The 12,532-nt window shown below is 70.3% G+C and carries 12 protein-coding genes and 1 tRNA gene; 5 read left to right on the top strand and 8 right to left on the bottom strand.

The window, feature by feature from the left end:
* Positions 1–86 precede the first annotated feature (86 nt).
* From IOE58_RS04375 to IOE58_RS04360, 4 genes are all read left to right on the top strand, one after another.
* A complete protein-coding gene (locus IOE58_RS04375) occupies positions 87–734 on the top strand; it encodes a cell division protein CrgA (protein WP_193865207.1) in 648 nt (215 codons plus the stop codon).
* A 5-nt stretch (positions 735–739) separates the two neighbouring features.
* On the top strand, positions 740–1,792 hold the full coding sequence (locus tag IOE58_RS04370) for an SGNH/GDSL hydrolase family protein (protein WP_193865206.1): 1,053 nt from the start codon (positions 740–742) through the stop codon (positions 1,790–1,792).
* A 180-nt stretch (positions 1,793–1,972) separates the two neighbouring features.
* Positions 1,973–2,968 (top strand): LppM family (lipo)protein, encoded by a 996-nt coding sequence (locus tag IOE58_RS04365; protein ID WP_193865205.1) that lies wholly within the window; start codon positions 1,973–1,975, stop codon positions 2,966–2,968.
* Between the two features lie 162 nt (positions 2,969–3,130).
* Positions 3,131–3,203 (top strand) — tRNA-Arg (locus tag IOE58_RS04360).
* A gap of 16 nt (positions 3,204–3,219) precedes the next feature.
* Here IOE58_RS04360 and IOE58_RS04355 read toward each other — a convergent pair.
* The 3 genes from IOE58_RS04355 to IOE58_RS04345 are packed head-to-tail and all read right to left on the bottom strand — an operon-like array spanning position 3,220 to position 5,520.
* Complete coding sequence (locus IOE58_RS04355; protein WP_193865204.1) at positions 3,220–3,453, bottom strand: SDR family NAD(P)-dependent oxidoreductase; 234 nt, start codon at positions 3,451–3,453, stop codon at positions 3,220–3,222.
* Between the two features lie 26 nt (positions 3,454–3,479).
* Positions 3,480–4,757: a Gfo/Idh/MocA family protein gene (locus IOE58_RS04350; RefSeq protein ID WP_259891383.1), complete on the bottom strand. Its 1,278-nt coding sequence runs from the start codon at positions 4,755–4,757 to the stop codon at positions 3,480–3,482.
* Positions 4,747–5,520, bottom strand: a complete 774-nt coding sequence (locus IOE58_RS04345) for a ThuA domain-containing protein (protein ID WP_193865203.1) — start codon at positions 5,518–5,520, stop codon at positions 4,747–4,749. The genes IOE58_RS04350 and IOE58_RS04345 overlap by 11 nt, the downstream gene beginning before the upstream one ends.
* A 585-nt stretch (positions 5,521–6,105) precedes the next feature.
* Between IOE58_RS04345 and IOE58_RS04340 the strand changes: the two genes are divergently transcribed.
* Positions 6,106–7,245: an alpha/beta hydrolase gene (locus IOE58_RS04340; RefSeq protein ID WP_193865202.1), complete on the top strand. Its 1,140-nt coding sequence runs from the start codon at positions 6,106–6,108 to the stop codon at positions 7,243–7,245.
* 289 nt (positions 7,246–7,534) lie between these two features.
* Here IOE58_RS04340 and IOE58_RS04335 read toward each other — a convergent pair whose 3' ends face one another.
* The 5 genes from IOE58_RS04335 to IOE58_RS04315 are packed head-to-tail and all read right to left on the bottom strand — an operon-like array spanning position 7,535 to position 12,317.
* Positions 7,535–7,921, bottom strand: coding sequence for a hypothetical protein (locus IOE58_RS04335; RefSeq protein ID WP_193865201.1), 387 nt, complete (start codon positions 7,919–7,921; stop codon positions 7,535–7,537).
* 12 nt (positions 7,922–7,933) lie between these two features.
* Positions 7,934–8,725 (bottom strand): histidine phosphatase family protein, encoded by a 792-nt coding sequence (locus IOE58_RS04330; protein WP_348981866.1) that lies wholly within the window; start codon positions 8,723–8,725, stop codon positions 7,934–7,936.
* Positions 8,726–8,750: 25 nt separating this feature from the next.
* Positions 8,751–10,457, bottom strand: a complete 1,707-nt coding sequence (locus tag IOE58_RS04325; protein WP_193865200.1) for an FAD-binding oxidoreductase — start codon at positions 10,455–10,457, stop codon at positions 8,751–8,753.
* The gene (locus tag IOE58_RS04320) at positions 10,454–11,539 is read right to left on the bottom strand and encodes a lysophospholipid acyltransferase family protein (RefSeq protein WP_228018923.1); all 1,086 of its coding nucleotides are present in this window, start codon (positions 11,537–11,539) and stop codon (positions 10,454–10,456) included. The genes IOE58_RS04325 and IOE58_RS04320 overlap by 4 nt, the downstream gene beginning before the upstream one ends.
* Position 11,540: 1 nt before the next feature.
* A complete protein-coding gene (locus tag IOE58_RS04315; RefSeq protein ID WP_193865199.1) occupies positions 11,541–12,317 on the bottom strand; it encodes an SDR family NAD(P)-dependent oxidoreductase in 777 nt (258 codons plus the stop codon).
* Positions 12,318–12,532: the final 215 nt, after the last annotated feature.

Genomic DNA, 12,532 nt, shown 5'->3' with positions numbered 1-12,532 from the left:
CCGACGGCCATTACCCTAAGCCAAGGTCCGCTTCCGCGGATCACCGCGCTATGGCGCGGTCAGCAGGAGTGAGGGAGCACCGAGGAATGGCCAGGAGCAAGAGGAAGCGGTCCGCACGGGCGAAGGCGGCGCCGGCAGCTGCCACGTCCGGGACGGAGCACCTCGAAGAGCTCCCGGAGGACGACGAGGCCACGGGCACCGCGGACGAGGAGTCCGGCACGGCCGTCGACGGGGACGACGCGCCCGTCGGCAGGGACGACGCGCCCCGGGGGTCGACGCTCGAGGGCGATGACACCGACGGCGAGCGCAGCGAGGTCACCCCGGGCGCGCGCAGGCGTGCGAAGGCCAAGGGCGCTGCTGCGGGCTCGAAGGGGAAGGACCCGGAGTCCGAGGACGCGACCGGCAAGGACCCGGCGCGCCGCAAGCGCTCCTCCACCAGCGCCGCCACCGGCGAGGTGGGCGAGAGGGCCAAGGACGCCTCGCGCTCCACCGCGGCCCGCAAGCCGGCGAGCAGCGAGGGTGCGCGCCGCGGCCGACGGGTCGCCGCTGCCTCGCAGATGAACCCGCAGTGGCTCGCTCCCACGGCGGTGGCCCTGCTGATCCTGGGCCTGGTGTACCTTGTGACCTACTACCTCTCCGCCGGCACCCTGCCGCTGCCGATCGGCGACTGGAATCTCGCGGCCGGGTTCGGCCTGATGATGATGGGCGGCGGCATGCTGATGTTCTGGAAGTGAACGACGTGGCAACAGCGTCCCCCAGCCCCGCTCCCCCGCCTGTCCCGGACCCCGCGGATCCATCTGCTGACGGGTCCGCGAGCACCGGTGCGGGAGCAGCCGGCCCTGGTGGGCAGGCCCTTCATCCCTGGCATCGCTTCGTCGCCCTCGGCGATTCCTTCACCGAGGGCATCGGTGACCCCGATCCGATGGTCCCCGGCGGGCACCGCGGCTGGGCGGACCGCGTGGCGGCGGAGCTGGGCCGCACCGTGCCGGACTTCAGCTACGCGAACCTGGCGATCCGGGGACGGCTGTACCGCCAGATCCTCGAGGAGCAGCTCGAGCCGGCCCTCGCCCTCGACGCGGATCTGATCAGCATCTTCGCAGGCGGCAACGACGTGATCCGGAGGGGCGACCCGGATGAGATCGCCTCGGCGATGGATGACGCCGTCGCGCAGCTCGCGGCCGGCGGTGCCACCGTGATTCTGTGGACCGGACCGGACGTGGGCGACACTCCGGTGTTCAACCTGATCCGAGGGCGGGTCGCGGTCTACAACGAGAACATCCGGGCGGTGGCGCGGCGCCACGGGGCAGCCGTGGTGGACCTGTGGTCGCTGCGCGCGCTCACCCATTCGGTGATGTGGGCGGAGGACCGCCTGCACTTCTCCCCCACCGGCCACCAGACCATCGCCGTGGAGGTGCTGGACACCCTGGGCGTCCCCCACGAGCTGGACCGGATCGAGCTCGGCGACGAGCTGGATGAGCCCCGGCCGCGCCGCGAGGCCCGGCATGAGGACCTGCAATGGGCCCGCGAGCATCTGGGGCCGTGGGTGGTGCGCCGCATCCGCGGGGTCTCCTCCGGGGACGGCATCGCCCCCAAGCGCCCCCAGCCGTCCCCGGTGTTCGGCGAGGCCATGCCGCCTGGCTCCTCCGCCGCCGACCCGGTGCGCGCCGCGGCCGACGCCGTCGGCACCGCCGCGGACACGGTGCGGGCCGCCGCCGCTGATGCCCTGTCGCGCGACGACGCCGCGTCGGGGAGCAGCTCCTCCTCGAATCCCGCGCCGGGCACGGACGACTGAACGCGTCCGAAGCCGGCGGGTCCCGCCCCGAGCCGTTGGCGGACCGATCCGGCCTCGAAGCGCCAGCGAGATGGGGAGTTCTCCCCAGGGCAGATCGACATTTGGGACGGTACGCTGGCCGTGTGGCCGATGCTGACCGCTCGGCGCGCCCACCACTCCTCCTCCACCCTCAGGGGCATCATGAACACCCTCTCGTGGCGTCGGCGACTGACCGCCGCTCTGCTCATCCCTTTCCTGCTCGTGCTGGCCGGCTGCCGCCTCCACGCCGACATCGAGGTCAACAGCGCCGAGGACGTCGTCACGACGATGGACATCGCCATACCGAAGTCCCTGATGGAGACGGAGTACAACTCCGCCGCCGAGATGTGCGAGGCCATGCGTGGCGAACAGCCCTCGATCGACGACGCGGTACCGGAGCCCTACGAGGAGGGTGACCTGTGGGGCTGCCGCATCACCGGTCAGGCCGACAGCTCCGATTACAACAGCTCCTTCCGGGTCACCGAGGAGGACGGCAAGCTCAACCTGGTGATGAATTTCGGCGACGAGGAGTTCACCGAGGAGGACCTGTCGCTGCTGGGCATCTCCGACATCGACTTCCACATGACCTTCAGCTTCCCGGGCAAGGTGCTGGAGTCCAAGGGCGGCACCATCGACGGCAACACCGTCACCTACACGGACATCTCGGAGTTCTTCCAAGGCGTGGACATCGTCGCCGAGGCCGGGGGCGGGTTCCCCTGGCTGATCGTGGTGATCGCCGTGGTGGTGCTGGGCTTCCTGCTGCTGCTCGCTCTCGCCCTGGGCGCCTTCCTCTTCATGCGCTCCCGGAAGAAGGGGAAGACCCCCGCCTCGGCCCCGGTCGGCTACGGCTCCTCCTCTGCGGCGGGCGCCCCGGCCGTCCCGCAGGCTCCGGGTGCCCCGGCCTCACCGGCGCCGGGCGCGCAGAGCTCCTCCCCCGTTCCCCCGTTCGCTGCCCACCAGGGCTCCCCCGCGGTGCCGCCGGCCCCGCAGGGCAGCCACCAGTGGAACGGCTCCGCTCAGCAGTCCCCGCCGGCGCAGGGGCAGTCCTGGGGCCAGGGTCAGCCCGGTCAGGGCGAGGCCGGTTCCGATCAGCAGTGGGGCCAGGCACAGCCGGGACAGGATCAGCCATGGGGCCAGCCGCCCCAGAATCCCCAGTAGCCGCCCCAGGACCCCCAGCAGCCGCCCCAGAACCCGCAGAACCCCAGCTGGTGACGGGCCCGGAGTTCTCGGCCTGACCGTCGTGTGAGGAGCTTCATGCACGCAGGATTGGCACCACCACCGCCAACCCACTAAAATCGTGCAGGTCGGCTTCACCGACGGGCGCCCGTAGCTTAACGGATAGAGCATCTGACTACGGATCAGAAGGTTGGGGGTTCGAATCCCTCCGGGCGCGCCGAAGGAAACGCCCCTCATCTGCAGGTTCTCCTGCGCGATGGGGGGCGTTCCTCATGTCCGAGCACTGTTCGAGCACAGGACCCGAAACTGGCGGCGGCGGTTGCGTCCCTGTCCGCGATGATCACGCGCCCGCCGCGCTGGAGCAGCGGTGTCGCGAGCGCCCGGCCGATGCCGGAGGCGCCGCCGGTCACGATGCTCACCTCCAGGGCGAACGCGGGCCGGGCGAACCGGGCAGGGGTGAGGGCCATGGATGCTCCCTCGCAGTGCCCCGGTCCTAGCCCTGGGCCTCCTGCCAGGCGTCCAGCACGTCCCGCACCGAGGTCCAGGACTGCATCAGGGCGCGCGCCTCAGGGTGGGTCTCGGCGGCGATCGCCTGCTCCTTGGCCTCCTCCAGCAGCGGATCGATCTCGATGCGCGTCCCATGGTCCACGGCGGCCACAGCCGCCTCGACCATCGCGAAGCTCAGCAGGTTCTCGTGGACCTCGCACATCGGGGTGCGCGCTTCGCGCAGAGCGGTGACGAACTCGATGAGCGAGGCGGCGATCTGATCCGGCTGCGAATCCGGGTCCGGCTGCTCGGCGATCCAGGCCTGAAGGCGCGCTGTCTCCTCCTCATCAGCGGTGGTGAGGACCGGCAGGCCGCTGCCGTCCCAGGTGGCGGTGCCGTGCTGGGCACCGATCCGCCATTCACTGTTCCACCAGGTGGTGGCGCCGCGGGCGTTCCAGGTGCCGTTGTAGACGAACAGCGAGCCGTCGGACATCTCGAAGGTGGCCGTGACGGTGGCGTCGTGGTCGTACACGCTCCACTCGGGGCGAGCACCGCGGGCGGTGACCGCCACCGGGTCGGTGCCCAGCACGTACCGGGCCGTGTCGAAGGCATGGATGCCCATGTCGCGCAGCATCGGGTGCAGCTGGTGGCGGCGGTACCCCTCGTGCTCCTCGAACAGGGAGAAGAACGCACTGGTGATCACCGTGGGTCCATGGTCGGCCACGAACTGGCGCAGCTGGCGCACCTGGGGGAAGAACCGGCGCGACTGGGACACCATGAACGGCACGCCGGTGATCTCCGCGTGGGCGACCAGGCTGATCGCCTCGGGCAGCGTCTCGGTGACGGGCTTCTCCCCCAGCACCGGGATGCCGGCGTGCAGGGCCCGCACGGTCACCGGATGGTGGGCCACGGGCACCGTGGGATTGATGAGGATGTCGGCCCCCACCTCGAGGGCGAGGTCGACACCGTCGGCTCCCACGGCGATCGACGCGGGATCCGCAGCGCCGCAGCCGGCGATCACCCGCTGCGGCGCACCGTCGACCAGATCGGCGATGCCCACGAGCTCGGCGACGGGGCTGTCGACCACCTCGCGTGCCCACCAGTCGCCCATCAGACCGGCGCCGACGATGACCACCCGCGCAGGACGGTCGGCGGGGATCCGTGCGGCCTGTCGGGCACGGGCCTGCGCCTCGGCGCGCGCCTCCCCCGGGGCGGGGGTGCCGAGAGCCTCGTCTGCGCCGGGGGTGTGCACTCCGGGAGCGTGGGTGAGGACCTCAGATGACACGCGTGGTGCCCTCCTCGTCCGCAGCGCGGAACCAGTCGCGCTGGGCGTTGTCGATCTTGACCGGTGCGGCCGGGCGGTCCTCCGGGCGGGCCCACACCACGGCGTTGGCCAGGACGCGGCGGATCTCCGCCTGCCGGTACACGGGGTACTCCTGATCGCCCGGGCTGAAGTAGAACAACTTGCCCTTGCCGCGGCGGAACACGCAGCCGGAGCGGAACACCTCGCCACCGGCGAAGGAGGAGACGAACACCAGCTCGTCCGGAGCGGGGATGTCGAACATCTCCCCGTACATCTCCTGCTCAGGGATCACGATCGGGTGGGGGACGCCACGGGCGATGGGGTGGGAGCCGTTGACGGTCCACACCCGCTCCTCCTCGCCCTCGTTGCGCCACAGCAGGTTGCAGGTGGTGCCCATCAGCTTCTTGAACACCTTGGCGTAATGGGCGGAGTGCAGGGCGATCAGGCCCATGCCCTCGTGCACGCGGCGCACCACACGCTCGGCGACCTCGTCGGGGACATCGCCGTGGGCCATGTGCCCCCACCAGGTCAGCACGTCGGTCTGGGCCAGGGCCTCCTCCGAGAGGGACTGCTCGATGTCGTCGAGCAGGGCGATCCGCACCTCGGCGTCGACACCGTCGGCGGCGAGGGTCTCACGCAGGCCGTCGGCGATCACGGTGTGCATGCCCTCGGGGTAGATCTCCTGGACCTTCGGGTCCACCTTCTCGTGCCGGTTCTCGCCGAACACGGCGATGCGCAGTGTCATCTCGATCCTCATGTCGTGACTGGTCAGCAGCGGTCGCGACGCCCGGAACGGCTGGTCGCGACAACGATCCCCCCATCGTAGGGGCGATCCGGCAGGGTGGGGAGGGGCGCGCGGAGGAGTCCCCTCGGCGGCATCCCGTCCAGAGCACGAAGACCCGGATCGTGACCCCGTTGTGATCTACGCCTCTCGATCCTGGGCTACGGTTCTTCGCAAGGTTCCCTCAACGGCGAGGGGACCTATTCTTCTTCTTCTCAACTCCACGGGCGCCTTCTTCTTCTCGACTCCACGGGCGCCGACATGATCTCGCTCCTCTTCCCAGCGCTCCGGACACCGAGAACGCCCCGGAGGCGGGCGGCCGAACCGGTACGAAAGTACCTCCCCCTGTGCTGCTGACCAGCACTTATGTCCCACCGTCACGACGTTTGGGCCATGAGTTACCCATCAGCAACACGCCGGTCCCACCTGGGAACTTTGCGCTCCCTCATAGGGCCACGTAAAAGTGGTCCGCGTCACGAGCGTGCCATAGATGTCAGTGCACCGGAACGTGAGTCCCTTGACGACGACCGCCCCTGATGAGGAGTCACCATGCCGCCCACGCACCACATCGACCCGATCACCAGCCTCACCGTTGATCGACCGGCGATCAGCCCGTCCCGCCGCTCCCTGCTGAAGGGCGCTGCCGCCCTGGCCCCGATGATCGCCGTCGGCGCCGCAGCTGCCGCGAGCGCGTCAGCACTGAGCGGGTTCCACGACGCAGCTGGACTGCGGATGATCGACGGCAGCCCCTGGATCCATCCCGACATCCGCTCGGTGGACTTCCGCTTCGACACCGGCGGCATGGTGAAGACCTTCCCGCCGTCGGTGAGGGTGACGGTGCCGCCCAGCTACGAGTCCAGCCCGGACCGGCACTACCCGGTGCTGGTGCTGCTTCACGGCCGCGGAGGCTTCTACCAGGACTGGACCAACATCGGCGGCGTGATCGAGCAGACCGAGAAGCACGAGGTCATCGTGGTGATGCCCGACGGCGGCGCGGGAAGCTTCTACTCCAACGCCAACTTCCCGCTGCCCGGCCGCGAAGCCGCCTGGGAGACCTTCATCATGGACCAGGTGCTGCCGTTCGTGCACTCGAACTTCCGCACCCGCCCCGAAGCGATGGCCATCGGAGGACTCTCCATGGGCGGATGGGGCGCCTTGGCGCTGGGCCAGCGGTACTGGGGCCACTTCCGCTCGGTGAGCTCCTACTCCGGACCGGCCGACTGCAACCCGGCCACCGTGGACGGTGCCGCGGTCGCCGGCGCGATCTGGGTGTGCCCGGGCTTCGACGCGGAGAAGTACTTCGGCACCTCGAACCTTCCCGGGGCCACGTGGGGCCATCACCCGTACCCAAAGATCGCCAAGGGGTACAACCCGATGGACAACATCGAGACATACCGAGGCAAGCGGGTGTTCCTGCGCACGGGCGATGGGCCGTGGGATGACCTGTTCGACGGCCTCCACGCCCACGGCGACCTGCTGCGACAGTTCGAGGCGAAGCTCGGGGAGATCGGAGCGGACCTCATCGAGAACGTGGTGCACCCCAACCAGCGGCGCTTCGCCGACGCCCTCGCCGCCGCGGGGATCGACCACGAGTTCGCCCTCATCGAGGGCGCCACCCACGAGTGGGGCCTGTGGAGGGACAACCTCGCCGAGGACCTTCCCGGCATGATGCAGGTGCTGAACGCCTGATACCGGCTGGGGCGGGCGGGCCGGCCATCTGAGCTGAGCACACAGCATGTCCTGACCGCCGAAGTACTGCCGTGACCGCGATCGGTGACCCACCGGGGTCCGCGCTCGCGCCTTAGAAGCCGGGCGCATCTGAGAACCAGGACATGGTTCTCAGATGCGCCCGGCTCTCAGCACCCCCAGCGGTGCGCGCCAGACCAACCATCGGCGGTGCGCGCCAGACCAACCATCGGCGGTGCGCGCCAGACCAACCACCGGCGGTGGGCGCGGAGCAGCCGCGGTGGGTGCGACGCTAGCGGCGATGGGTGCGCAGCAGCCGGCCGGTCTCCTCGAGGTGCCGCTGCAGGGCCTCGGCAGTCTCGGCATGCGCGCGCTCAGCGCGCCGGCGTCCGATGGTCCCTCCGAGGGCCAGGCCTGCGTCAGGCCCCCACCGGTACACCACATCAGTGGTGTGGGCATCCTGGCGGGTCTCGATGATGCCGGTGAGGAAGAACTTCCGGCCGGCCAGTGCTCCCAGCAGCACGGTACGACCGCGGCTGCCGCACTCGTACGCGAGGGAGCCGTCGTCCCGCACCCGCGGCACCCAGCCGCGCGCATCGAAGAACGCGGCCACGTCGGCCCGCGCGGCCTGCTCGTCGCCACGCATCACCATCAGCACCGAGGCAGTGCGCTCACTCATGGAACTCTCCGCTCACTCAGGATCGGAACCCGTGCCGGCAACGCCGGTGCTCACGCCCACGGCCGGCGTCGTGCTGGAGGCCTCGGCGCCCATGCCCGTGACCCCCGCGCCCGACGGATCCCGCCCAGGCCCCACACGGCGCAGCTCGGCATTGCCCAGATGGGGAACGGAACGGTGCGCGTAGGGATCCATGCCCTCCCCCACGGCCAGCATGATCTGCAGGACATCACCATGGGCGACCAGCACCACCGGTGCGCTCTCGGCGATCCGATCGGCCTCGCGCAGCACCTCGCACGCCCGGCGCGCGACCTCGGACACGGGCTCCACCCCATGGGCGGACTCGCGCCGGGCCACGTCATCAGCCCAGACCAGGTCGTACGCACTGGCCGGCCCCTCGTCGTGAGTGCCGAAGCCGCGCTCCCGCAGCCGTTCGTCCAGCCGGGGCTCGTGCGCGCCGAGAGCAACGCAGAACTCCTGGGCCGTCTGATGCGCACGGGCGAAGTCACTGGCCAGCACGACCACCTCGGGCCCGATGCCCCTGCCCTCGGCCTTTCGTGCCGCATCCCGGGCCTGGCGCCTGCCGCGCTCGGTCAGGCCCACCTCGATCAGGGCGCGGGGGCCGACGGCCGAGACGATCACGCCCTCGACGTTGGCCACCGACTCGCCGTGCCGCAGCACCCAGATGCCGTGGGCGGGGCCGGACTGGTCCCCTGCCGCACGCTCGGCAGCAGACCCGGACGGGTCAACGGCCGCGAGCTCCGCAGCAGACCCGGACGGATCGGGGAGCTCTCGAGTGTCAGCCACCTCGCACCGTGAGGGCGCCCGGCCATCAGGGCTCGAGCACCTTGCCGGGGTTGAGGTTGCGGCCGGGATCGTTGTCGGCGAACAGCCCGCGCACCACGCGCGCACCGACCTCGCCGATGTCCTCGACCATCCACGGCCGGTGCTCGGTGCCCACACCGTGGTGGTGGGACACCGGGGAGCCCAGGTCCGCGAAGGTCTGCTGCACGGCGTTCTTGGCGTCGTAGTACTTCGCCAGCGCCGTGGAGTCCTCCGTGTACGGCAGCGCGAAGGTGAAGTACAGGCAGGCGCCCCCGTGGTAGCTGTGCGACATGTGGCAGAACATGAAGCCCTGGGAGTCGTGCTCGGCCAGCACCCCGTAGTAGGCGTCGTAGACCTTGGAGTGGACCTCGTTGAGGTTCGACCAGCTGGCGCCGGTCTCGCAGACGTCGCCGAACACCTTGTAGTTCAGCAGGAAGTCGCGCAGGTACGGGGTGTCGAACTTCTTCTGGTCGTACACCGCGCCGGGGCCCGCGCCCAGGCTGATGCCGCCATTGCTCGCCACGATCTTCTTGACGATCGCCTTCTCCCGCTCGACGGTCTGCTTGGTGCCCTCGAAGCACACGTAGGAGATGCACATCTCCTGCGTGGTGTCCCAGCCCTTGGAGCGCAGGTAGGCGAACAGGCCGTCCTGCACCTTGGCCATCACCTTGGACTTGGTGGACTCGGGCGCCTTGACCAGGGCCAGGCTGAAGCGGGTCTCGGGCCCGTCGGAGAGCCGGGCGAAGGTGGGGTGCACCTCGGAGCGGGCGATCGCGTGCATGCCGCGGATTCCGTGCTCCCAGTCCGGGAACATGTAGGCGATGACCTGGCGCACCGGCGGGGTGCGGTGCACCTGGACGGTGCACTCGGAGATCACGCCCAGGCGGCCCTCGCTGCCCATGATCATCTCGTGCACGCTGGGGCCGCTGTCCCGCCCGGGCACGGCCTTGGTGCGGATGATCCCCTCGGGGTGGACCACGCGCATGCCGCGCACGATCTGCTCGATGTCGCCGTACTTGTCGGACTGCATTCCAGTGGAGCGAGTGGCCGCCCAGCCGCCCAGCGTGGAGTAGGTGAAGGAGTCCGGGAAGTGGCCCATGGTCCACCCCAGTTCGTTCAGCTGCTCCTCCAGATCAGGGCCGTACACGCCGGCCTCCACCCGGGCCAGGCCCGCGGTGTCGTCGATCTCCAGGACCTTCCGCATGCGCCCCAGGTTCATGGTGAGGATCGGGCGCTGCTCGGCGACGTCCGGGGTGACCGAGCCGGAGATGCAGGAGCCGCCGCCGTAGGGGATCAGCACCAGGTCCTGCTCCAGCACGATCCGCAGCACCGCGGCGATCTCCTCCTCGCTGCCGGGGTAGACCACCGCGTCCACCAGGCGCTCGAAGTGACCGTTGCGGGCGCGGAACAGGTCAGGAAGGGAGCGGCCGAAGGAGTGGATGACGCGGAACTCGTCGTCGTCCAGCAGGTTCTCCGGGCCCACCACGTCCACCAGGGCGGCGCGGGTGTCCTCGCCCAGGCGACCGGGCGGCACGGTGTGCTCGCTCAGCTCGGGGGTGACCGGGTCCGGCATGGTGTGCAGGTCCATGCCGATCACGTCCTGGGCCAGCGGTGCGAAGCCGGGCTTGTTGCGCCAGTTGAAGGTGACGTCGTCCAGGCCCCAGCCCCACCACCGGTGCCGCTTGACGTCCTTGGCACTCAGCGGAGAGTTCATGCCGGTCCTTCCTCGCCCTGGGCGGCGCCGCCCAGGACTTCCTCGTAGTGGTCGTCGTACAGGTCCTTGACGCGCTCATGGATGCGGGTGGAGAACTCCACCGCAGTCTCGCCCTCGTCGGCGATCATCGGGTCGCCGAACACCACGGTGACCGGCGGGCGGCCGGGCGCGGGCCAGTTGCGGCCCTTGGGCATCGCCTCGTAGCCGCCGACGATGGCGGCCGGGATCACCGGCACTCCCACGCTGATGGCGAGCGCCGCGCCACCGGGCTTGAAGTCCTTCATCCGCCCGTCCTTCTGGCGACCCCCCTCGGGGAACACCAGGATCGGCACGCCCGAGCGCAGCAGGTTCCGGGAGGTGCCGGAGTGCTTGCGGGAGCCGCCGCGGTCGACCGGGAAGGCGTTGAACATCCAGCGCACGAAGAAGCGGCGGTACCAGACGTTGAAGAAGTAGTCGGCAGCAACGCCTGTGGAGAGGAACTTCGCCTGGCTCCACGGGAGGCTGAGCGCGATCATCGGCGCGTCGACGTGGCTGGTGTGGTTGGCGACCAGCACGTACGGGCCGCGCACGGTGCGCACGCGGCGGGCCACCACCGACTTCGGGGTGACGGCGCTGCGCACCACGGCCTTGAAGATCACGCGCTGCAGGACGAAGCGCACCGCCGACCGCCAATGGGAGCGGTACTTGGCGAGATCCCCCTCGGGCTCGTCCCAGCCCTCGGCACGGGAGCGGGCCGACAGGGACGGCACCGGGCGGGCACGCTGCTCCTCGGCGGCCTTCGCCTGCACCTTGGCGGCCTTCGCCTCCGCCCTGGCCTCGGCCTTCGCGGCCTTCTCATCAGCCTTGGCCTCGGCCTTCGATGCCTTCTCCTCAGCCCTGGCGGCCTTCTCGTCGGCCTTGGCGGTCCTGTCGCGGGCGAGCATCTCGCGCACGGTGCGCTCGAAGGCGGACTGCTCGCGCGCGGAGCTGTCGTCCGCGGACTGCTCGGGGCCGCCCACGGCGGCATCCTCCGTGCCCTCGGGCAGGGCGTCCCCGGGGGTCGGATCGTCGCCGGGGGTGCGGCCGTCGGCCTCGTCCCTCATCTCAGCGCTCCCGGTTGCGACGGTGGGACAGCAGGGCACTGAGCCTGGCCACGAGCCCGCGGGGGGTGCTGCGCAGCACCGCGGCGATCAGCTTCCAGCGGGTGCTGGGGATGCTCACGGGCTTGCCGCGTGCCACGTCCGCCAGGCACTCCTCCACCAGGCGGTCCGCATCCAGCCACAGGAAGTCAGGGATCGAGGAGCCCTTGATGCCGGCGCGGGAGTGGAACTCGGTGTGCACCCAGCCAGGCATCAGTGCGGTGACGGAGACGCCCGTGCCTGCCAGCTGCACGCCCAGGGACTCGGAGTAGTTGCCCACCCATGCTTTGATGGCGGAGTAGTTGTTCTGGGTGATCAGGGCGTTGACGGAGCCCACGTTGATGATCCAGCCGCGGCCGCGCGCGCTCATGGCCCGGCCCGCCGCGCCGCCCAGCTTGAGGACGGCCCGCACCATCACCTCGAAGCCGCGGTCGTGCTCGTCCAGGTCCTCCTCCAGCAGGCTCGCGCGCACGGAGAAACCTGCGTTGTTCACGAGCACGTCGACCGGATCAGCGTCGGCAGCGAGGCGGTCGGCCACGCGCTGCTGGGCGTCGCGCTCCACGAGGTCGGCGACCATCGTCTCCACCTCCACCCCGTGCTCGGCGCGCAGCTGTGCGGCGAACTCCTCGAGGCGTGCGGAATCGCGCGCGACCAGGACAAGGGGGACGCCGCGCTTGGCGAAAGCAGTGGCGAAAGCGGCCCCGATGCCCGCGGTGCCGCCGGTGATCAGGGCCCTGTGCATGGCGGCTACGATACACTAGCGAGGCCCTGACCAGGGCATGACGACAAGCCGCTGACCAGCACGGGAACATCGCAGAACCGCCCCGGGGGCCATCTCGGGAGCACGGCGGGCCTGCGCTGCGACCGCCGCCGATCAGCACAGGAACGCCTGTTCGCGGTGGAATCGCCTGGGCAGGCGGATCCGCTCCGGGCACCCCGTCCCGGCACGGGATCGAC

It is taken from the genome of Brachybacterium epidermidis, assembly GCF_015209585.1.
Classification (GTDB): domain Bacteria; phylum Actinomycetota; class Actinomycetes; order Actinomycetales; family Dermabacteraceae; genus Brachybacterium; species Brachybacterium epidermidis.
The sequence above is the reverse complement of the archived record's forward strand: the minus strand, read 5'-3'. Positions and strand labels throughout refer to the sequence as shown.